Source organism: Paenibacillus sp. MBLB1832 (genome assembly GCF_032271945.1).
GTDB classification, from domain to species: domain Bacteria; phylum Bacillota; class Bacilli; order Paenibacillales; family NBRC-103111; genus Paenibacillus_E; species Paenibacillus_E roseopurpureus.
Window position 1 is genome coordinate 1,603,390 of sequence record NZ_CP130319.1, and the last position, 22,359, is coordinate 1,625,748.

At 46.6% G+C, this 22,359-nt stretch carries 20 protein-coding genes and 1 pseudogene; 18 read left to right on the forward strand and 3 right to left on the reverse strand.

Translation table 11 applies throughout. From position 1 onward, the window contains the following. Nucleotides 1-89 precede the first annotated feature (89 nt). From hisS to MJB10_RS07270, 4 genes are all read left to right on the forward strand, one after another. Nucleotides 90-1,355, forward strand: a complete 1,266-nt coding sequence (gene hisS, locus MJB10_RS07255; RefSeq protein ID WP_314803029.1) for a histidine--tRNA ligase — start codon at nucleotides 90-92, stop codon at nucleotides 1,353-1,355. Nucleotides 1,356-1,399: 44 nt separating this feature from the next. Then, the gene (gene aspS / locus MJB10_RS07260; protein WP_314803031.1) at nucleotides 1,400-3,181 is read left to right on the forward strand and encodes an aspartate--tRNA ligase; all 1,782 of its coding nucleotides are present in this window, start codon (nucleotides 1,400-1,402) and stop codon (nucleotides 3,179-3,181) included. Between the two features lie 28 nt (nucleotides 3,182-3,209). Next, nucleotides 3,210-3,971 carry a tRNA threonylcarbamoyladenosine dehydratase gene (locus MJB10_RS07265; protein ID WP_314803033.1) on the forward strand — a complete coding sequence of 254 codons (762 nt, stop codon included), beginning with the start codon at nucleotides 3,210-3,212 and terminating at the stop codon, nucleotides 3,969-3,971. 320 nt (nucleotides 3,972-4,291) lie between these two features. Further along, a complete protein-coding gene (locus tag MJB10_RS07270) occupies nucleotides 4,292-5,611 on the forward strand; it encodes a replication-associated recombination protein A (RefSeq protein WP_314803035.1) in 1,320 nt (439 codons plus the stop codon). On the opposite strand, the gene MJB10_RS07275 is transcribed toward MJB10_RS07270, so the two are convergent. From MJB10_RS07275 to mnmA, 3 genes and pseudogenes are all read right to left on the reverse strand, one after another. After that, nucleotides 5,606-5,953 (reverse strand): DUF3889 domain-containing protein, encoded by a 348-nt coding sequence (locus MJB10_RS07275; RefSeq protein ID WP_314803037.1) that lies wholly within the window; start codon nucleotides 5,951-5,953, stop codon nucleotides 5,606-5,608. The two genes, MJB10_RS07270 and MJB10_RS07275, sit on opposite strands and share 6 nt — an antisense overlap. Nucleotides 5,954-6,069: 116 nt before the next feature. After that, entirely contained in the window at nucleotides 6,070-6,753 is a 684-nt protein-coding gene (locus tag MJB10_RS07280; RefSeq protein ID WP_314803038.1) for an AlkZ-related protein, read from the reverse strand. A gap of 27 nt (nucleotides 6,754-6,780) precedes the next feature. Next, nucleotides 6,781-7,860 (reverse strand): annotated as a pseudogene (mnmA, locus tag MJB10_RS07285) (tRNA 2-thiouridine(34) synthase MnmA); the annotation flags it as partial. 314 nt (nucleotides 7,861-8,174) lie between these two features. Between mnmA and cymR the strand changes: the two are divergent. The 14 genes from cymR (at nucleotide 8,175) to MJB10_RS07355 (ending at nucleotide 22,262) form a co-directional block, all read left to right on the forward strand. Continuing rightward, a complete protein-coding gene (gene cymR, locus MJB10_RS07290; protein WP_314805512.1) occupies nucleotides 8,175-8,597 on the forward strand; it encodes a cysteine metabolism transcriptional regulator CymR in 423 nt (140 codons plus the stop codon). A gap of 7 nt (nucleotides 8,598-8,604) precedes the next feature. Then, entirely contained in the window at nucleotides 8,605-9,753 is a 1,149-nt protein-coding gene (locus tag MJB10_RS07295; protein ID WP_314803040.1) for a cysteine desulfurase family protein, read from the forward strand. Nucleotides 9,754-9,781: 28 nt separating this feature from the next. Further along, nucleotides 9,782-10,303, forward strand: a complete 522-nt coding sequence (locus tag MJB10_RS07300) for a PRC-barrel domain-containing protein (RefSeq protein ID WP_314803042.1) — start codon at nucleotides 9,782-9,784, stop codon at nucleotides 10,301-10,303. 10 nt (nucleotides 10,304-10,313) lie between these two features. Beyond that, nucleotides 10,314-10,514: a hypothetical protein gene (locus MJB10_RS07305; protein WP_314803044.1), complete on the forward strand. Its 201-nt coding sequence runs from the start codon at nucleotides 10,314-10,316 to the stop codon at nucleotides 10,512-10,514. 142 nt (nucleotides 10,515-10,656) lie between these two features. Next, entirely contained in the window at nucleotides 10,657-11,736 is a 1,080-nt protein-coding gene (locus tag MJB10_RS07310; protein ID WP_314803046.1) for an AI-2E family transporter, read from the forward strand. 613 nt (nucleotides 11,737-12,349) lie between these two features. Further along, nucleotides 12,350-14,977 (forward strand): alanine--tRNA ligase, encoded by a 2,628-nt coding sequence (gene alaS / locus MJB10_RS07315; protein WP_314803047.1) that lies wholly within the window; start codon nucleotides 12,350-12,352, stop codon nucleotides 14,975-14,977. A gap of 112 nt (nucleotides 14,978-15,089) precedes the next feature. Beyond that, nucleotides 15,090-15,353 carry an IreB family regulatory phosphoprotein gene (locus MJB10_RS07320; protein ID WP_314803049.1) on the forward strand — a complete coding sequence of 88 codons (264 nt, stop codon included), beginning with the start codon at nucleotides 15,090-15,092 and terminating at the stop codon, nucleotides 15,351-15,353. Between the two features lie 13 nt (nucleotides 15,354-15,366). Beyond that, nucleotides 15,367-15,783 (forward strand): Holliday junction resolvase RuvX, encoded by a 417-nt coding sequence (ruvX, locus tag MJB10_RS07325; RefSeq protein WP_314803051.1) that lies wholly within the window; start codon nucleotides 15,367-15,369, stop codon nucleotides 15,781-15,783. Nucleotides 15,784-15,789: 6 nt separating this feature from the next. Further along, a complete protein-coding gene (locus MJB10_RS07330) occupies nucleotides 15,790-16,095 on the forward strand; it encodes a DUF1292 domain-containing protein (RefSeq protein ID WP_314803052.1) in 306 nt (101 codons plus the stop codon). Continuing rightward, the gene (locus MJB10_RS07335) at nucleotides 16,092-16,388 is read left to right on the forward strand and encodes a DUF1292 domain-containing protein (RefSeq protein ID WP_314803054.1); all 297 of its coding nucleotides are present in this window, start codon (nucleotides 16,092-16,094) and stop codon (nucleotides 16,386-16,388) included. The genes MJB10_RS07330 and MJB10_RS07335 overlap by 4 nt, the downstream gene beginning before the upstream one ends. A 129-nt stretch (nucleotides 16,389-16,517) precedes the next feature. Further along, on the forward strand, nucleotides 16,518-17,612 hold the full coding sequence (mltG, locus tag MJB10_RS07340) for an endolytic transglycosylase MltG (protein WP_314805513.1): 1,095 nt from the start codon (nucleotides 16,518-16,520) through the stop codon (nucleotides 17,610-17,612). A 44-nt stretch (nucleotides 17,613-17,656) separates the two neighbouring features. Further along, nucleotides 17,657-18,583: a peptidase U32 family protein gene (locus MJB10_RS07345; protein WP_314803056.1), complete on the forward strand. Its 927-nt coding sequence runs from the start codon at nucleotides 17,657-17,659 to the stop codon at nucleotides 18,581-18,583. 44 nt (nucleotides 18,584-18,627) lie between these two features. Further along, the gene (locus tag MJB10_RS07350; protein ID WP_314803058.1) at nucleotides 18,628-19,911 is read left to right on the forward strand and encodes a peptidase U32 family protein; all 1,284 of its coding nucleotides are present in this window, start codon (nucleotides 18,628-18,630) and stop codon (nucleotides 19,909-19,911) included. 188 nt (nucleotides 19,912-20,099) lie between these two features. Next, on the forward strand, nucleotides 20,100-22,262 hold the full coding sequence (locus tag MJB10_RS07355; RefSeq protein WP_314803059.1) for a methyl-accepting chemotaxis protein: 2,163 nt from the start codon (nucleotides 20,100-20,102) through the stop codon (nucleotides 22,260-22,262). Nucleotides 22,263-22,359: the final 97 nt, after the last annotated feature.

Here is a 22,359-nt window from a genome sequence, read left to right on the forward strand (position 1 = left end):
TGATTAATTCAAATCTCTCGTCCCTGACGTTAGTCGGGGATGGGGGATTTTTTGCTTTTTATTTTAGAAACAAAGGGAGGTTGCCTTAGATGAGTATTCAAAAGCCAAAAGGGACACAGGATCTGCTTCCTGGCGAAGTGGAGAAATGGCAGTACTTGGAGAGTAAAGCAAGAGATTTATGCGCGCGGTTTAACTACAAGGAAATTCGTTCGCCAATTTTCGAAAGCACGGAGCTATTTTCGCGCGGCGTTGGGGAAACGACGGACATTGTCGAGAAAGAAATGTACACATTTCTAGATAAAGGTGACCGCAGCATGACGCTTCGCCCTGAAGGGACAGCGGGTGTTGTTCGGGCTTACGTAGAGAATAAGCTGTATGGGATTCCAGATTTGACGAAACTGTTCTATGTCGGACCGATGTTCCGTTATGAACAGCCGCAGGCTGGCCGTTACCGTCAGTTTCACCAGTTCGGGATTGAAGCTTTTGGATCCGTAGATCCGAGTATAGATGCGGAAGTCATCGCGCTGGGCTTTACGTTTTACAAAGAAATTGGACTCAAAGATGTTACGGTTGAAGTGAACTCGGTGGGTACACCTGCTGTTCGTACCGCTTACCGCGAGCAATTGCAAGCGTTCTTTGCACCTGTGAAAGATCAGCTTTGCAAGGACTGTCAATCTCGTTATGACCGCAACCCAATGAGGATCCTCGATTGCAAAATCGATCAAAAACACGGTGTCGGCGCGCCTGATATCTTGGAATTCCTGGATGAGGAGTGCAGTACGCACTTTGCTCAGGTCCAAGAGCACCTAACAGCCATGGAAATTCCATATCGCATTAATCCGCGTCTTGTGCGCGGTCTAGATTACTACACGCACACCGCGTTTGAGTATAAAGCTGCAGGCATCGGTGCCATCGACACGATCGGCGGCGGCGGACGTTACAACGGTCTTGTGGAGCAAATCGGCGGTCATGGGACAGATCAGCCAGGTGTAGGCTTGGGTCTTGGGCTGGAGCGCGTTCTGCTCGTCTTGCAAGCACAAGGTGTTGAGATTCCGAAGCCAGAGCCGCTGGATGTGTATTTGATTGGGCTTGGCGAAGCAGCAGAGAAAGAAGTGACGAAACTCCTTCACCAGTTGCGCGTACAAGGCTTGAAAGCGGAAAAAGACTACCAAGGCCGCAAAATGAAAGCTCAGATGAAGTCAGCGGATCGCTTCCAAGCGACGTTCGTCGCTATTCTAGGGGATTACGAGCTGGAACGCGGCGAAATCACCTTGAAGAAGATGGATACGGGTCACCAAATCACTGTAAGCCTAGTGGACCTTGCCTCACAAGCAGCAAAAACACTATTCCAATAGATAGTCCTACGTTTACTAACATTTTGAAGGAGGCAATAATTATTATGATGCTCAAAACACATCATTGTGGACAGCTTACGAAAGCGCACGTTGGGGAAACGGTAATTCTGAATGGATGGGTTCAAGTAAGACGAGACTTTGGCGGAATTCTTTTCATCGATCTACGTGATCGCAGTGGCATAATACAAACCGTATTTAATCCAGAATTCTCAGGGGAAGCTTTGGCCATTGCGGATCGTGCTCGTAACGAGTACGTACTTGCCGTGAAAGGGAAAGTTGTTGAGCGTGATGCTGAGACTGTCAATCCAAATATCCCAACAGGCGAGATCGAAGTTCAAGTGACTGAAATCGAAATCATGAACGCGGCGAAAACACCTCCTTTCTTCATCGAAGACGGCGTAGAAGTGGATGAAGCGGTTCGTTTGAAATATCGTTATCTTGACCTGCGTCGCCCTGAAATGCAACGTACGTTGATGCTTCGTTCCAAGGCGTCCAACGTGTTCCGTAACTTCTTGGATTCCCAAGGCTTTATCGATGTGGAAACACCGATTTTGACGAAAAGCACGCCAGAAGGCGCACGTGATTACTTAGTGCCGAGCCGCGTACATCCAGGTGAGTTCTTTGCACTTCCACAATCACCACAAATTTTCAAACAATTATTGATGGTTAGTGGTTTGGAGCGGTACTACCAAATCGCGCGCTGCTTCCGCGACGAAGATCTTCGTGCAGACCGTCAACCAGAATTCACACAAGTGGACATCGAGACATCGTTCCTTTCCCAAGATCAGCTTCTTGATCTGTTAGAGGAGCTTGTGGTGAAGTTGATGCAAGAGACAGCGAATGTAGAGATTCCACGTCCATTCCAACGCATCACGTATGCGGATGCAATGGCGAAATACGGTTCCGATAAGCCGGATCTTCGTTTCGGACTTGAGCTCGAAGACGTGTCCGATATCGTTTCGACATCAGGTGTACAAGTATTTGCGAACGTGGTTAAAGGCGGAGGCCAAGTCAAAGCGCTTAACGCGAAAGGTTGCGGCACATGGAGCCGTAAAGAGATCGATGACTTGCTTCCTTTCGCAGCACGCTATGGTGCCAAAGGTCTTGCTTGGATCCAAGTGAAGGACGGCGAGTTCAAAGGACCAATCGTGAAATTCTTCAACGAGGCAGAAATCGTGGCATTGACTGAGCGCCTTGGTGCAGAAGAAGGAGATCTACTTCTATTCTCCGCAGATAAAAAGAAAGTCGTTGCCGATGTACTGGGTAATCTCCGTTTGAAAATCGGTCGCCAACTAGGTCTGATCGATGATTCAAAATTTAAATATGCTTGGGTTGTGGATTTCCCACTTCTTGGCTACGACGAAGAAGCGAAACGTTATGTAGCTGAGCACCATCCGTTCACACGTCCGAACGAAGATGACATTCACTTCTTTGATACAGATCCAGGCCAAATCCGTGCCCAAGCGTATGACCTTGTCTTGAATGGCTACGAAGTAGGTGGCGGCTCCATGCGGATTTACCAACGTGACGTTCAAGAGAAAATGTTCGCCGCGTTAGGTTTCTCTAAAGAAGAAGCGGTAGAGAAATTCGGCTTCTTGTTGGAAGCATTTGAATACGGAACGCCGCCACATGGTGGATTTGCATTCGGGTTCGACCGTTTGGTGATGCTCATTACCGGCCGCACGAACTTGAGAGAAACGATTGCATTCCCGAAAACAGCAAGTGCAACAGACTTGTTGACGGATGCGCCAGGTACAGTGGATGAGAAACAACTAGAACAACTATCGATTCGCTTAGCGCTTAAACAGCCAGCTGCCAAAGCCTAAGAACTTTGAAGAGGAAGTGTTCCCAGCTATGCTTCACCAATTTTCACGTACGGAGTTAGCCATCGGCCCAGAGGGTCTTGATATTATGAAAAAGAGTACAGTCGTCGTGCTCGGAATTGGCGGGGTCGGCTCGATTGCAGCCGAAGCCCTGGCCCGTTCCGGGGTGGGACGCCTGATTCTCATCGACAAAGATGTTGTCGATATCACGAACATTAACCGTCAGATTCACGCGTTAACGACGACGGTCGGTCAGCCTAAGGCTGATCTGATGCGCGACCGCATCAAATTGATTAACCCCGAGTGCGATGTCATCTCGCTTCGCATGTTTTACACAGAAGAAACGTATGAGCAAGTCTTCTCTTACCCGATCGACTATGTCTTGGACGCAAGCGATACAATCGAGTACAAAATCCATTTGATCAAACAATGTTTAGCGCGTAAAATCCCGATGATTTCTTGTATGGGTGCTGCGAATAAAATGGATCCAACGCAATTTAGAATAACGGATATTTCTAAAACAAGCATGGATCCTATCGCACGTGTCATTCGCCAAAGATTGCGCAAGGAAGGCATCAAGAAGGGCGTTAAGGTTGTCTTCTCCATGGAAGAGCCGATGAAGCCGCGGGAAGATGTTACGGAACAAATTGTGCCAGCGGATGCACCTGACAGACGTAAGGCGCAGCAACCGCCAGCGAGCAACTCGTTCGTTCCTCCAGTTGCAGGGCTGATCATGGTGAGTGCGGCGATTAAAGATCTGCTTGAGATTGGTTTGGGCAAAAGTAACAAATAAGGTGCAGGACTGTTTTGAGGGAACGTAGATACGTTGATGCTCGATTTGCGCGGTGTTGGACTGCTTTTCGGAAGAATAAGGCATTGACGTTCCGCTAAAGCTGAAAATTTGCTGATTTCGGCTGCATAGAGCACTGACTTTCCGCCTACAAGCGAATTCCGAACTTTGTCACCAAAGTCTAGATGAAAAAAGCTCTCCAATGCGTTTAATTCGCGCGCTGGGGAGCTTTTTTTGCTCGCTCCGACATGACATGCTCTTGCTTGAGAGGTATAATGAAACAGATCAAATTAAGAATGAATAAAGGATAAAGGAAACCAATCATGGATTTGTTTACATATGCATCATCCCAAGACCCCGTAGGCAAGTTGTTGGCAGATCGGATGCGCCCAACCACGTTAGACGAATATATTGGCCAGGAGCAAATTGTAGGCAAAGGCAAGCTGCTGCGTCGCGCGATTGAGGCCGATCAGGTGACTTCAATTCTCCTTTATGGGCCGCCAGGGACAGGGAAGACCACGCTCGCGAACATCATCGCGAATCGTACGCAGGGGGAGTTTATCAAGCTTAACGCGGTTGATGCTTCTGTGAAAGACGTCCGCGAGGTGATTGAGCTCGCGAAGAGCACGAAAGCGATGTATGGTCGGAAGACGACCCTCTTCCTGGACGAAGTCCATCGCTTCAACACGTCGCGCCAGGATGCGCTGCTCCCTGCCGTCGAGCAGGGCATCCTCATCTTCATCGGTGCGACCACCGAGAACCCGTTCCACCATGTGAACGGGGCTCTCCTGTCGCGCTCGACGCTGTTCCAGCTCGAGCCCCTCACGGCGGAGCATGCGCTCATCGCCATGCGCAGAGCGATCGCTGACCCTGTCAAGGGGCTCGGCTTCATGCGCCTCCGCGTGGACGAGGAGGCGCTCATCCACATCGCGCAGATGGCCGTTGGCGACATCCGCCGATCCCTGAACGCGCTGGAGCTGGCAGCGCTGACGACTTCGCCTGAACCGGACGGCACGGTTCATATTACACGCGAGGTGGCGGAAGAGTCGATCCGCCGCCCCATCGTGAAAGCGGACGAGTCGACGCAGTATGACGTCTTGTCCGCCTTTCACAAGAGTGTGCGCGGCTCCAGCGACGCCGCGCTGTTCTGGTTCCTCTATGCCGTCGAGAAGCTCGGCATGGATCCCATGACCTTCCTGCGGCGGCTGATCGTCGCCTGCAGCGAAGACATCGGCCTCGCGAATCCGCAGGCGATGGTGCAGTCCGTCACAGCCATGGACGCCTATCATAAGATTGGCTGGCCAGAATCGAAGTACATCATTTCCCAGGCAATTTTATTCGCTGTGGAGAGTCCGAAATCCAACTCCATCCCGATCGCGCTCATGCGAGCAGAGCAATTAATGGAGCGAGTGAAGTCCGCCGAAGTGCCGCTGCACTTGCGAGATACGCATTACAAAGGTGCGGAGAAGTTAGGACATAAAGGCTATCAGTATCCGCATGATTACCCTGGTCACTTCGTTCAGCAGCAGTACTTGCCTGACGAAATCCGGCATGAAGTTATTTTTGCTGCCAGCAATCAGGGAACGGAAGAGAAGATGAAGCAGAATCAGCTCAAAAGAAGAGGGACTCCAACAGATTCATAGAATCCGCAGAGTCCCTCTCGGTTTTTCTTGTTCCATAAGTATCGTAAATACTTTCTCAGTTACGGGATCGTATCGGATCGAAACGATTAACGGAAATTCAACCCCGTTTTTACGAACCCAGAATCGGAATTGCTGCTGTACAACGCCTGGTGCCACGTTGGATTTGCCGATGTATTGGTAATCTAACAGCGTATACACTTTGCCTGCCTCGTGAAAAGCAAGACGGCTCCACTTCGCATAGGAAGGATCATAGACTGGATTTTTGACCGTCATAATGTGATTCTCGGATGGCTTTGCTGCAGCGATGACATCCGAGGATTCTCCATAGCTAAGTCCGAGCATAAGGAATACAGCGATGATTGTAAGCAGTTGCGCTCCCACCCTTCCCTTGTAGCCTGCACGTCAGAGAGGGAGGGCATTCGTAACAGAGTAAAGGTAAATATCAGCAAAAATGCTTATTATAATTTAAAAATTTTCGATAAATACACGCGAGCGCTCTCGCTATACTTCGTCTGAAGATGTGCGCGCAGTTCAGCTTTTGCTTCTGGCGTCGGCAGCGTATTCTTCGCATGCCCATGAAGCTCCAGCCAATGCGAAGCGGTCATATAGCAAGTGGAGTTCCAGCCATTTTTTGTACCATTGGCATTTAATCGCTCGCTGATTCCCGCAATCACAATATCCGCTTTACTTTGCAAATCAATCAAGGCACGATCGAATTCATTTTTGGATTCCTTGGCTTTCAGATTTGTTGCCGCGCGCAATGCTTTGACATCAATACCTTCATTAGCTTCAATCGCATGGTACACATCGACAGCTGCTTTGGACAACTCACCATCGGCATAACGTTCATCCACGGTGTAGGGATCATCTAGCAAGTTTTTCAACAAAGGGAAGAGATTAGAAGCGATCAATAAAGGCTTTTTCGCAAAAAATCGCCCATAAGCCGCAAGTCCCTCCCCAGGTAGGCGATCACGCCATAGCCATGGATCTGTTTCCAAGCCCGTATGCCACTGTTCAGAGGTAGTCAGAGATTCAAGAGAAGGATGATCAGGGATGAACGAAGAGAGCGGGAGAATTCCGATCTTCTTCACAAGCTTCTTCACATCCTCGTATGTTTCAGCTTTCACGTTAACTTCGATCATACTCGATCATGCTCCTTCGCTCACAAATTATTTGTGCACCTTATCAATCACACCGCCACCCAAACAAATCTCTCCATCATAAAAGACGACAGACTGGCCAGGTGTCACGGCTTTTTGCTGTTTATCAAACACGACTTCACAACTGCCATCCTGCCCAAAAGTAATCACGACGCCTTGATCCGCTTGACGATAGCGGAATTTCGCTGTGCAGGCGAACGGTCCTTCAGGCTTACGAGGGGAAATCCAATTGACATCCGTTGCCGTTAGTCCTTTGGAATACAGCCCTGGATGTTGTTCGCCCTGCACAACAAGCAGCTCGTTTGTCTCCAGTTTCTTATCCACAACGAACCACGGCTCTCCTGTGCCTGAACCACCGATGCCTAAACCTTGTCGCTGGCCTAATGTATAGTACATCAAACCATCATGACGCCCCTTGATTTCACCGCTGCGAATATCTACCATATTGCCAGGCCGAGCAGGGAGGTATTGACTCAAGAACTCTTTGAAATCACGTTCACCGATAAAACAGATGCCTGTACTGTCTTTCTTCTTCGCTGTCGCGAGTCCAGCAGCTTCTGCGATTTCACGTACTTTGGACTTCGGGAGATGCCCGATCGGGAACATGGCTCTCGCCAATTGCCCTTGATTTAGAACGTTCAAGAAATACGTTTGATCCTTGTTTGAATCGTTTCCGCGTATCAACACGTACTCGCCGTCGATCTCCTTGACTTGTGCATAATGACCTGTCGCGATGTAATCGCCGCCAAGATCCAGCACTTTTTGCAGCAGCTCGCCGAACTTAATTTCCCGATTGCACATCACATCAGGATTTGGTGTACGCCCCTTGGTGTACTCGTCCAAGAAATAGGCAAACACTTTGTCGTAATACTGCTTCTCGAAATTGACTGTATAGAAAGGGATGTCGAGCTGGTCACAAACACGTCTGACATCCTCTGCATCTTCCTCTGCGGTGCAATGACCGAATTCGTCGGTATCGTCCCAATTTTTCATGAAAATGCCGATGACTTCATACCCTTGCTCTTTGAGCAGCAATGCGGCAACCGAAGAATCGACACCTCCTGACATGCCTAGAATGACACGTTTTTTGACTCCATCGCGTAAACCTCTTTTCCATCTTGCGAGACTTTAATTTGAACTTTCACTATTATACATCCCGTGCGATGAAAATTAAAATATTTCATGAGAATGTCATTGTTTTCCCCCACTTGGCAAGGGTTTTGTGATAACATAGATACGATATACGGATGTTTTGGAATGTTTTTGCGAAAAATGGAAACGCTGTTTACCTAGATAGGGACGACCCTGGTGTACGCGTGGGTAGCAAGTTTGGTAAGCAACTTAAGTTTTTGCGATATATACAGACTCCTTGAAGGCATATCATGTTGAATGAGGTGTTCATTTTGAAAATCTCCACGAAAGGTCGTTATGGATTAACGATCATGATGGAACTAGCTAACCGAATGGGTGAAGGACCGACTTCACTGAAAAGCATCGCAGAAAGACATCAACTCTCCGAACATTATTTAGAGCAGCTTGTCGCTCCATTGCGGAACGCAGGTTTGGTCAAAAGTATACGCGGAGCATACGGTGGCTATATTCTTTCTAAATCTCCCGAGCAGGTGACTGCAGGTGAAGTGATTCGTGTGCTTGAAGGCCCGATTTCGCCCGTTGATTTTACAGAAGAAGACGATCCAGCGAAGCGTGACTTGTGGATACGTATTCGTGACAGCATTGCGGATGTACTCGATTCTACGACGCTAGCGAATCTCATTTCTTTTGAAGATAAAGGCAGCAAAAACGATAATTACATGTTTTACATTTAGGTGAATTATGGAGCCCATTTATCTTGATCATGCAGCAACGACGCCCGTGCATCCCGATGTATGGGAAGCTATGCTGCCTTTCTATACCGCAAATTATGGAAATCCTTCTAGCACGCATAGCTTTGGTCGGGCGGCAAGAACCGCACTGAACCGGTTTCGTGACGGAATGGCAAGAGCATTAGGCTGCTTGCCGTCTGAGCTTGTTTTTACGAGCGGCGGAACGGAAAGTAATAACATGGCGATCTTTGGCATCATGGATGGCAGACAGCCTGGGAAGAAGCATGTCATTACAACGATGATTGAACATCATGCCGTGCTGCATCCGTGCGAACACTTGGAAAGCTTAGGATTCGAAGTGACTTACCTGCCTGTAGGACCATCAGGACTCGTCCAAGTAAATGATGTAGAAGCAGCTATTCGTCCCGAAACGGCTCTCATCTCTATGATGTATGTGAATAACGAGGTAGGCACGATTCAACCGATCGAGCAAGTGGGTCGTCTCGCAAGAAAGCATGGCATTCCTTTCCATGTCGATGCGGTGCAAGCTTTAGGCAAGCTGCCATTAGATTTAGCTCAATTACCAGTAGATGTCATGAGCCTTTCTGCTCACAAAATATATGGACCCAAAGGTGCTGGAGCCTTATATGTCTCCAAGCATACGCGATTACTCCCCCACGTGTTCGGTGGTTCACAGGAGCGCAAGCGCCGTGCAGGAACCGAGAATGTCGCCGCCATTGCAGGCTTTGCTAGAGCGGTTGAACGGATCCTTCCACTTCGAGAAGAATCCTACAAACACGCAAGCGAGCTTCGCCATCTAATGATAGCCACCTTAGAGAAGCAATTGGGATCTGATGCCATTGTCATCAATGGAGATCAGGAACAATGTGTCCCGCATATTTTGAACATCTCCTTTCCCGGTATCTCAACAGAAACGCTTTTAATGAATTTGGATCTTGCAGATGTAGCTGCTGCCAGCGGTTCCGCCTGCACGTCAGGTTCGCTTGAAGTGTCTCATGTTTTGCGCGCCATGCAGCTTCCAGAAAATGTTACACACTCCGCTGTGCGATTTAGTTTTGGAATGGGGAATTCTAGAGAACAAATCGAAACGGCTGCCCACAAAGTTGCAACGATTATTCAGCGTTTGCGTACTAAGTAGTACTGGGTGGTTCTAGGAGGCAAACCCATTGCACAGCTTGCATGAATGGATTGGACGTCCCGTCATTACCACAGAATCTGGTAAGCAAGTCGGCGAAGTCAAAGAAGTATTGATTGACCCCACATGGAACATCAGCGGCATTATACTCGAAGCTAAACATTGGTTCTCTTCTCTACGATACGTATCGTGGGAGGGAATTACGGCAGTCGGAGAGGATGCTATAACCATACCGAACGATAGTGTCATTTGCGAATTTGGGCAGAGGAATGAGTGTCACCCTTTTCTTGACGGCAGCGGCAAGGTGAAGGGGCTCCCGATTATGACGGTGGGAGGGCTCGAATTAGGCGTGGTCCAAGATGTTTATTTAGACCAAAATTGGGGAAAACAAATAGTAGGTTATGAATTGTCCGAAGGGTTTATTTCTGATTTAAAAGAAGGGCGAAAGTGGCTTCCCCTGCCAGAGAAGGCAACGATCGGGGAAGATGCAATCATCGTGCCTGGACATTGCGCTCAGGAAGTAGAAGAACTCTTCGTATCTAAAGAAGAATAGGGTGAGCAAGATGCGTTGTCCAAACTGTAATTCCAAAGATATTGGAAAGATCGGTTCCCATCAATTTTACTGCTGGGGTTGCTTTATCGAACTCAGCGTAAACGGAGACAAAATGTCTGTCTATCAAGTGGAAGAAGACGGTACGTTAAGTTCTCTGGATGATTTGTTTTTTGAGGAAGAAGTTTCTCATATTCACGAGCACGTGAACTAATAGGGTCATCATCAAACGTTATTTTCTTAGCGGGATTCCGCGGGAGAATAACGTTTTTTTCCGTTTACGGGTTAATTTGGGCGTGTTGTACACATACTGAATGAGCGCAAGTTCGAAGTCACATGACAGAGGTGGAGGCAGCATGGAACGATTATGGAACAATAAATGGTTTGTAGGACTCATCTACGCGTTATTCATCTTAATTGGTCTTTATTTGCTAATCCTGATCAAACCAATTCTCAGTTATGTGTTTACATTTATCAAAGCGATTGCAATGCCATTTTTTATTGCGATCATTATCTCCTATATATTGAATCCGGTCGTAAACATTCTGAATAAGCGCAAAATGCCAAGAACGATTGCGGTGCTGCTGATATACAGCGTGTTCATTACATCCATTACGGTTATTATCATGAATATGACACCGATGTTTGTGCAGCAAGCTGCTGAGCTAAATGAACATATGCCGGAGATGGCAATGAAGGCACAATCCTTCGTCGATGGGTTCAATCAAAATCAAATGCTGCCAGACAGCGTACGGAACGGGTTTAACCATTCGCTTAACAAACTAGAATCCCGTATCTCGATGACTATTGCGAACTATATGAATCAGATTGGCGCAACGATTAATATGCTGTTTATTGCGTTTATCGTACCGTTTCTTGCTTTTTATATTTTAAAAGATTTTCAAATTATTGAGAAAACCGCGCTGGCCATCGTACCGCGAGAACATCGCAAAAAAACCGTCTCTCTGCTCATGGATATCGACACGGCGCTAGGTAACTATATCCGAGGACAGCTCCTCGTTTGTGTCATTATCGGTGTCCTTGCCTACGTTGGCTACTGGCTAATTGGTATGCCTTATCCGCTGCTGCTCGCAAGCGTTGTCGCGATTTTCAATATCATCCCGTATATGGGTCCGTTTTTTGGCGCGGCGCCGGCAATTTTAATGGCTTCAACTGTCTCTTTGAAAATGGTGGTGCTCGTCGCGCTAATCAATTTGGCCGTGCAAATTTTGGAGGGCAATGTCATTTCTCCGCAGGTGGTGGGGAGAACACTGCATATGCATCCGTTATTTATCATTTTTGCGTTACTGGTGGGTGGAGAAGTTGCTGGCGTCGTGGGTTTGATCTTGGCAGTGCCTTTCTTTGCCGTGCTGAAGGTCATCATTCAGCATGTGTTTATTCATTTTGTTCATAAGACAACGGCTGAGCCCAATTGACAGGCAGACGCACAAAACCCCTTCGAACCATGACTTGCGGGATCATGGATCAAGGGGTTTTGCACGAGGGTTGAGGAGTTTGAAAGGTTGTGGCCCATACGTAAACCAATCATGGACTACGGAATAAGTGATTAAATAACAAGCTGTCCATTTAAGTTCGATAATGAAAATCATTATCAATAATTTGAGTATACTTATGTTGAGAATCATTGTCAACTATTAATTCCAGACCCTCATATTGACACACAACTCCCATATAGTTATAATTTGCCTTATCTATAGCTGAATGAATGAAAGCGTTGATGAAACTTAGTAAGCCATAACCCATCGTCAGAGAGAAGGTTCCGCTTGGCAGCAAAGTGCTGTGAGGATCGGCTGGAAGAACCTTTCGGTGTTAGGATGGCCCAAAGCTCGTTTCGGAGTGTGGATGAACTCCACCGGTTGGACCCGTTACAGATCCGCACAAGGAGATTGGATTCGCCCTAAGCTGACCGCTGGGGAGTACGAATGCAATAACCAGGGTGGTACCGCGATGATTCGTCCCTGTTCAATACAGGGGCGTTTTTTGTTTGTTTATGAACACAACCTAATCTAAAGATGGAGGCTCACGGAGATGAAAGCAAGTGAAATTCGCTCAAAATGGTTGCAGTTTTTTGCCAGTAAAGGACATAAAGTTGAGCCCAGCTCTTCCTTAGTTCCTCATAATGATCCTTCCCTGTTGTGGATTAATGCGGGGATCGCGCCACTGAAGCCTTATTTGGATGGCCGTGAAATTCCTGAGAATCCGCGTATTACTAACGCGCAGAAGTGTATTCGTACGAATGATATCGAGAATGTAGGCAAAACGCGCAGACATCATACGTTCTTTGAAATGCTAGGCAATTTCTCCATCGGCGATTACTTCAAGAAAGAAGTTATCCCGTGGGCGTGGGAGTTTCTTACCGATCCGCAATGGATTGGATTTGATCCGAATCGAATTTCCGTTACCGTTCACGAGGATGACGAGGAAGCTTTCGACATTTGGAACAAGCAAATCGGGATTCCCGAAGAGCGCATCTATAAGTTGAAAGAAGATAACTTTTGGGATATCGGCGAAGGTCCGTGCGGCCCATGTACAGAAATTTTCTATGATCGCGGCGACAAATACGGAGACTTGTCCGATCCAGAATGCTGGCCTGGCGGAGAGAATGAGCGCTTCCTCGAAGTGTGGAACTTGGTTTTCACACAGTTCAACCACAACTCGGATGGCAGCTACACACCGCTTCCGAACAAGAACATTGATACAGGCGCGGGTCTAGAGCGCTTCGCATCCATTCTTCAAGATGTGGATTCCAACTTTGACACGGATCTGTTCAAGCCGATTATCGACAAAACGTGTGAGTTAACAGGTGTTACTTACCACGCGAACGAGGATCATGATGTTGCACTGAAGGTTATCGCTGACCATATTCGTACCGTTGCTTTCTCTGTTGGCGATGGTGTTCTGCCGTCTAATGAAGGCCGGGGCTACGTCATTCGTCGCTTGCTGCGCCGTGCGGTGCGTTACGGGAAAGTGTTGGGTATGGATAAACCGTTCCTGTTCAAGCTTGTGCCGACCGTAGGAGAAATCATGGGCGTTTATTATACGGAAGTTGTCGATAAGCGTGAGTTTATTGAGAAAGTGATTCGTACCGAAGAAGAACGTTTCCATGAGACGTTAAGCGACGGTTTAATTATTCTTGGTGAGATGGTTCAGAAGACACAGCAAGCGGGTACGAATCAAATTAGCGGACCTGACGCATTCAAGCTGTATGATACGTATGGTTTCCCATTCGACTTAACAGAAGATTTTGCAGCTGAAAAAGGGTTGACTGTTGATCGTAAAGGTTTCGATGCAGCTATGCAAGAGCAGCGCGATCGTGCGCGTGCCGCTAGCAGCAAGGAAGGCGGGATGAAGGTTCAAGGCGGACCGCTGTCGGAATTAACGGTTAAATCCGAATTTGTTGGATATAATGAGTTGGTAGTAAGTAGCAATATTGTTGCCATCGTGCATGAGAATGAGCTTGTCGATCTTGTTGGTGTTGGCGAGTCCTGCCAAGTGATTTTGGATCGGACGCCTTTCTATGCGGAGAGCGGCGGTCAAGTTGGTGATCAGGGGACAATCCGGGGCGACCAAGTGACGTTGAAAGTCATTGATGTAGTCAAAGCTCCTCACGGTCAGCCTATTCACAAAGTGATTGTAGAGTCTGGTGTTCTACGCCAAGGCGATGCAGTAGAGGCAGCTGTCTCATCCTCTGAGCGCAACGATATCATCAAGAACCATACAGCGACACATTTGCTTCACAAAGCGCTCAAAGAAGTGTTGGGGACACATGTTAATCAGGCGGGTTCCCTTGTGGAACCAGATCGTCTGCGTTTCGACTTCTCCCACTTTGGCAGTATTACGGCTGAAGAATTGCAAGATGTTGAACAACGTGTGAATCGTCAAATTTGGAATAGCACGAACGTGGATATCTCCTTGAAAGACATCAATGATGCGAAAGCGATGGGGGCTATGGCGTTGTTTGGTGAGAAGTACGGTGATATCGTACGAGTCGTTCAAGTTGGCGACTACTCCTTGGAGCTTTGTGGAGGCTGTCACGTGCAGAATACAGGCCAAATCGGTTTGTTCAAAATCGTAAGCGAATCAGGGATTGGCTCCGGCGTACGTCGGATTGAGGCTGTTTCTGGACGCAGCGCTTATGAATACCTGGATGGTCAATTGCAATTGCTGAAGGAAGCTGCTGGCATGCTCAAATCGAACATTCTTGATGTTCCTAAACGTGTTGATGCGACATTGCAGCAATTGAAAGAGTTATCCCGAGAAAATGAGTCGCTTCGCGGTAAATTAGGCCGCATTGAAGCGGGTTCCTTAACGGATCAAGTGAAGCAAGCTGCAGGAGTATCCGTTCTGGCTGCTCAAGTGAATGCGGCCGATATGGATTCCCTTCGTAACATCGTGGATGAAATGAAAGTCAAATTAGGCTCCGCTGTTATCGTGCTTGGCGCAGCGACGGAGGACAAAGTGAATCTCGTTGCAGCTGTCACGCCTGATCTTGTTTCCAAGGGATTCCATGCGGGTAAAATCATTAAAGAGGTTGCTGCGGCTGTTGGCGGCAGCGGCGGCGGACGTCCTGATATGGCGCAAGCTGGCGGTAAAGATGCTTCTAAGCTGCAAGCTGCATTAGCCAGTGTAGAGGGACTCCTGTCTCAATTTGTATAATTATTTTTTTGGTGGACAGGAATTTTTGAAACCATAGAGAATATATCACTTGTATGACAGGAACAATTTTCGAATATTTTACAAAAGGTCACAAGGAAGTGGGGTGCTCCTGATGAGTTCCATGGACAAAACGATGAAGTTCAATGTGAAGGCGGAAGAAATTGAAACTTCGCCGAAGGATGTATTATTGGCGGTATATGATGCTCTTCAGGAAAAAGGGTATAATCCGATTAACCAGATTGTCGGTTATTTGCTTTCGGGAGATCCTGCCTACATTCCGCGTCACAATAATGCGAGAAGCCTCATTCGGAAACGGGAACGGGATGAACTGATTGAAGAATTAGTTCGTGCCTATCTGGGTCAACACAAATCGTAGAAAAGAGATCGACATGCGCTGGATGGGTTTAGATTATGGGGATAAAACGATTGGTGTTGCCATGAGCGATGAGCTGGGATGGACGGCTCAAGGGCTTGAAGTGATTCGTCGTGAAAAGCCGGGTGCCGATATGGAGCGGCTGCTCCAATTAATTAGTGAATATGGTGTATCGCAAGTCATTATCGGGTTACCCAAGAATATGAATAATACGATTGGACCTCGCGGTGAGATTGCGATCGCATTTTCAGAAGAACTAAAACAAAAGATAAGTGTTCCTGTACACCTTTGGGATGAGCGATTGACGACCGTTGCCGCCACGCGTACGCTTCTTGAAGCCGATGTGAGTCGGAAGAAACGGAAGCAGGTTATTGATAAAATGGCTGCTCAGCTTATTCTGCAAGGCTACATGGATGCCAATATGAAGAGGTGAATGAACATGTCCAAAGAAGAATTGCGTGAAGAAGAACCAGAAATCATTTACATTCCGGACGATGAAGGCAACGAAGAAGAGTTCGAGGTTATCATGAAATTCGAAGTGGACGGTTCAGATAAGAAATACATGATGGTTGTGCCTACTGACGGCGGAGACGAAGAATCCGATGAAGTGTACGCATTCCGTTACGAAGAAGACGACGATGGCGAGGATTTGAAGCTGTTCACCATCGATGATGAAGAAGAATGGAATATCGTTGAAGAAACATTTAATACATTAATGGCCGAGTTCGAAGAGGACGAAGCATGAGTACGACGCCTTCAGATGTATTGCGTAAAACTTACGGGGATGATATCCTGTTGTCTGATGATCAAAGTGAGCAGACGGTTTATCATCTTCTGAAAGAATTCGTTTATGAGAACCAGACGTATGCAGTTATGCAATCGGATGAACTGAAAAAGGACGACGAAGTTGCCCTTTTTCGAGTAGTCACTAGCGCTGACGGCGAATACGAATTAGTTACGATTGACGACGACGATGAGTGGGAAACGGTTTCTGAATTATATGACGAGATGATGTTTCCTGAGCAGGACGACTTGTAAGAAGATAACCGAGCGGATAGCATCCGCTCGGTTTTGTTGTGCATATGGTTATGGATCGAATGGCAGTCTATAGTAAATATGGAAGAGACGAGTACTACTCATAGGGGGTCTAGATGCGTTGTGAACACCATGCAGGAGCAAGAAGAATCAGAAAAGCCAAGGCGAAGTAAGCTGAAATGGATTCTCCTCATCATTAGCATCGTTCTGCTGCTTGCCATCGGGACTGTTGCTGGGCTTGGATTATTCATCGCGAGCGCGTTACAGCCCGTAGAAGCCTCTGATCAAGAGGTACGTGTATCCATCCCGCAAGGATCAAGCTCCAATCAAATTGCCGAAGAGTTGAAAACAAAGGGACTTATAAAGAATTCATCCATTTTCATGTACTACTTAAAATACAAAAAACAAGGCTCTAAGTTCCAAGCTGGGGAGTATGCGATGAAACCAGGTATGACCTTCGTTCAAATGATTGATAAGCTGAATGAGGGGGATGTCATCAAGGAAGAAATGATTCGCATCACGATTCCTGAGGGCTACACCATTGAACAAATAGCTGCGAAAATTGGCGAGCAAACCGCTTGGAAAAAAGATGCTTTCTTGAAGCTGGTGGATGATTCCACTCGATTTAAAAATGACATGACGGCTTCCATACCCGATAATAAGAATGTAAGGCATCGCTTAGAAGGCTATATATTCCCAGAAACCTATGAGTTTAAAAAAGGCTCGACCGAGCAGGAATTCATCGAGCGTTCCTTGCAAGAGCTGGATAAGAAGCTGGTTTCATTGCCTTTCGACTGGAAAGACAAGCTGAAAGCAAGAGGTTTATCGATTCATCAAATGCTGACAATTGCTTCCCTAATTGAACGTGAGGTTGTCGTTGATGAGGAGCGTGCACTTGTCTCAGGGGTGATCGTGAATCGCTTGAAGATGAACATGCCGCTTCAAATTGACGCAACGATCCAGTATTTATTCGATAAGCCCAAAGAGCGATTGCTGGAGAAGGATCTCCAGATCCAAAGTCCTTATAATACGTATTTGAATACGGGATTGCCTCCTGGTCCTATTGCTAGCCCCAGTCTTGCCTCGATGAAGGCGGCGATTTACCCAGAAGAGACGAATTACGTGTTCTATGTGACCAAAAAGGATGGAACGAAAGGCCATTTATTCGCCGAAACGTTTGAAGAGCATAAGAAGAATATTGCCAATAGTAATAAAGCATCGAAATAGGCGGAATTGATTGATTAAGTTAATAGAAGGTGGGTAAGCAGAAAGTGAATAAACCAGAACTAGTCATCTCCTGCGGTACGGTAGAAGATATGAAACGCATGATTCTCGCTGGCGCAGACGCCGTCATTATCGGGGAAGAACGATACGGGCTGCGGCTTCCAGGGAATATCTTCTTGGATGAAATGCAAGAGGCGATTGCTTGGGCACATGAACATGAGTCAAAAGTCTACGTGGCGGTCAATAATATTTTAGATAACAAATCCCTGCATAGTCTTCCTTCTTATTTAACGGCGATCCAGTCATATGGCGCAGATGCGATCCTGTTTGGGGATCCTGCTGTGCTAATCGCAGTTCGTCAGTTGGAAAAAGTGATTGGGCTCCATTGGAATGCCGAGATGACCTCGACGAACTATGCGACAGCCAACTATTGGGGCAAGCAGGGAGCAGTTCGCGTTGTATTAGCGCGTGAGTTAAATATGGAACAGGTCTTGGCGTTCAAAGAGAAATCGGAGATTGCCGTAGAAGTGCAAGTGCACGGAATCACCAATATTTATCATTCGAAGAGAGCTCTAGTCAAAAATTATATGGAGCATCAGGGCAAGCAAGCTGAGGAAGACCGATCGAAGGAGCGGGGATTGTTCCTCATTGAGCACGAGCGCCGCGATCAGCGATATCCAATTTATGAAGATCGTAATGGCACGCATATTATGAGTTCGGAGGATTTCTGTATGCTGGAAAATTTGCCTGAGCTGATCGATGGTAAGATCGATAGTTTGAAAATTGAAGGCTTGTTGAAATCCGCTTTGTATAACGAAACGACAGTGAAAAGCTACCGAGCGGCGATAGACGCTTATATAGCGAATCCAGATACTTACGAGTTCAAGCAAGAATGGCTCGATGCGATCACGGAGCTTCAAGATCCAGATCGTGAGTTAACGTATGGCTTTTTCTACAAAGAACAAGTTTATTGATTGATGATTGAACTGATTGAACATGAAAGAAGGTGCACACCCAGATGTCCACAGCTGTACAAGAACGAGGAAGAGGTAAGCGTGTAAGGCTCGATAAGCCAGAGCTATTAGCTCCTGCAGGTAATTTAGAAAAACTGAAATTCGCGATCCATTATGGTGCAGATGCTGTCTATATTGGCGGACAGAAGTATGGTTTGCGTTCTAATGCTGACAATTTCTCCAAAGAGGAAATGCGTGAGGGCGTCGAGTTTGCTAAACAATATGGAGCCAAAGTATTCGTGGCCACGAATATTTACGCACATAATGAAGACATAGATGGCTTAGAAGACTATCTCCGGGGATTACAAGAAGTGGGTATCTCGGCTATTATCGCAGCTGATCCCATTATTATGGAAACCTGCCGACGCGTCGCACCAGAGCTAGAGGTTCATGTGAGTACCCAGCAATCGGTAATGAACTGGCAAACGGTCCAATTTTGGAAAGAGCAAGGCATTGAGCGTGTCGTATTAGCGCGCGAAGTGAGTATGCAAGAAATTGATGAGATTAAAGCACATGTGGACGTTGAAATTGAGGCGTTCATCCATGGTGCCATGTGCAGCTCGTATTCCGGGCGGTGCGTTCTCTCCAATCATTTCACAGATCGCGATTCCAATCGCGGCGGCTGTTCCCAATCGTGCCGGTGGAAGTACGATTTATTTACCAAAGACCAGCCGGAAGGCGCACCATTGGCAACGGATTTCCCGATGTTTGCGGAGGACGATGATGCGTTCACGATGGGCTCCAAGGATCTGAGTATGATCGATCATATCGCGGATATGATTGAATCAGGGGTAGACAGCTTCAAAATTGAAGGCCGTATGAAAAGTATTCATTACGTGGCAACTGTTGTAAATGCGTATCGACAAGCGATTGATGCGTATTTCGAGGACCCAGATCATTTTGTGCTGAATCCGGTATGGCGGGAAGAAATTTATAAAGCGGCGAATCGCCCTGTGAACGATGGCTTTTTCTATGAGGCGCCAGGGCATGAGGATCATATTTTTGAGCCTGAGGACAAGGTGGTAGGCTTTGATTTCGTAGGCCTTGTGATGGAATATGATGAAGCGACGGGGATGGCCCTCATTCAACAAAGAAATCATTTCAAATCAGGACAAGAGATTGAGTTTTTCGGTCCTAATGGCACTCACTTCAAGCAAGTCGTGGGTCGCATCGAAGATGAATCAGGGCAAGAGTTGACGGCCGCGAGACACCCTCTGCAGCTGATCAGGCTTCAAACGGAAATGCCAGTAAAGAAATGGGATATGATGCGTAAGAAAACAGGAAAATAGTACCATGGAAGCTTTCACCAGTGTGCGTTATATTGGTGAAGGCTTCGTTTTTTTTTATTATTTTAGATCACATTTTAAAGGATATTGGAAATGAATGTCGAAACATGAGTATAACAAGTCATGTAAACCTTTTCATCGAAATTGCAACAGGAATCAAGTATGAATTAGAATGATTGGTGGTGAACGAAATGACAAAAAAACTTCAAGGTATTCGCTCCATGGTTAACAAAGTAGTTCAGGCAGCTGGACAAGTTCGAAGGGGTCGACAAGTCGCCGCAACTGGCAGTTCAGGTACATACGCGGTTAAGGGTGCAAGCAACATTAAGCTGGAGAATCCAGTGAAATCTGTAGGTATGAAGCTGTTTCTGATGTTTTTCGTAAGTATTTTGTTTTTCGTTCTGACAGTAGGTATTATTTCTTATTCCGTGTCCAAAAACGTGATCAAGAACAAAGTATCCGATTCAAGCTTGCAAACGGTCACACAGGCAGGTCAGAAATTAGATTTTCTGTATCAAACGTTTGATGACATTTCGTTGCAAATTATGCTCAACAAGGATTTACAGGAATTGTTGGACAAGATTCCGAAATTGGAAGCGTCCTCCTATGAAGCACTTGATGTTACGCGTCAATTGACAGAGAAATTGAACGTGGTTACCTTCTCGAACAAATCGATTAAAACGCTTCATCTTTATCGCCCAGATGGTAAGTTGATTGTTATCACGGGGTCTGGCGGTTCTTCCTTATCGGAAAACTTATCAAAGGAAGAATGGTTTAAGAAAACGATTGATAATGCAGGGAAAGTCACCTGGTTAGACAGCAAGGTTAAGGGGTATTCAAGCTCCTCTTCGAATACATTTGCGATTAGCCGTTTGATGCGTAATACACTAACGAATTCATCTAGCGGCGTGTTAGTCTTAGAACTTAGCACGGACACACTTGTTAAAGAATTAAGCGGTATTTCATTGGGGGATGACAGTAAAGTCATTATCTCGAATGCGGATAACAAAAATATCGCCCTCAAAGAAATTGCTGAGATCGATAAGCCTGCCACAATTGAGTTAACAAAGGAACAGATGGAAGAAGAAACTGGCTCCTTTATTTCAAAGGATGACCACTTGGTTGCTTTTTACAAATCAAAAGTGTCTGGCTGGAACTTGGTTGGTGACATTCCTGTTAGTTCACTTGTTAAAGATGCGAAGAAAATTTTCAACTACACGATCATTATTGCGTTGGTTGCAGCTGTTGCGGCGATCCTAATCGGTATCTTCGTAGCTAGAATGATTGGCAGTCCGCTCATTAACCTGCGTAACCTTATGCAACAAGGTGCGAAGGGGAAGCTTACCGTTCGTGCTAATTTCAAGTCGCAAGACGAGATTGGCCAATTGGGTAACAGCTTCGACGTGATGATGCAGCAAATTACAACCCTCGTACAGCAGACGAGCACGTCAGCTCAGGCGGTTTTTGAAACGGCTCAGGAATTGACGCACTCCTCTCAAGTAACGGCAACTGCAGCTAGAGAGATCGCTGTCGCAACAGACGAAATTTCCAATGGTGCTGGTGGTCTTGCAACAGAATCCGAGAAGGGGAATGAACTTACCCACCACATCGGCATTCAGATGAAACAAGTAATTGAGGCCAACCTGGAGATGGGAACAGCAGCAGCTGATGTTCAGACATCCTCTGAATTAGGTACGAAGTACATGTCAGAGCTCATTTCTAAAACGAATTTGACGGAAGAAATGATCCGTTCAATGGTTGAGAAAGTCGACCGTTTGAAGGATAGCACGCGTTCCATCCGTAAGATTCTCGATGTTTTGAACAATATGACGAAGCAAACGAATATTCTTTCCTTGAATGCGACGATTGAAGCCGCGCGTGCAGGCGCTGCCGGTAAAGGATTCATGGTTGTTGCGGATGAGATTCGTAAGCTAGCTGATCAATCGAAACAATCCATTGACGTTGTTGGCCAAATTACGGAGACAATTCAACGCGAGATTGATGAGACCGTTAAGGTGCTGTCTACAGCGACACCTATTTTCCAAGAGCAAATCTTGGCTGTTAAAGAAGCAGACACGATTTTCAAACAAGTGACGAATCATATGGGGGGCTTCATTGTTCAATTGAGCACGGTAAGTGATTCCATCTCGACACTTGAACAATCGCAAGTTGTGCTATCCGATGCGATGACGAATGTCAGTGCAGTAGCTGAAGAGTCGCTTGCAACTTCCGAGGAAGTAGCGTCCCTAAGTTCAGAACAGCTGAGCATCAGTGATGGTTTGGTAAAATTGTCAGACAAGCTGGATTTGCTGTCCAAATCACTTACGGATACGTTATCCAAGTTCGAAGTATAAGCGATATCGAGATCCACTCTCCCTCAGGGAGGGTGGATTTTTTTTGATTTTCAACGCAAAATAGCGGTTTGCATCGCATAGAGAATGCCGATAATGG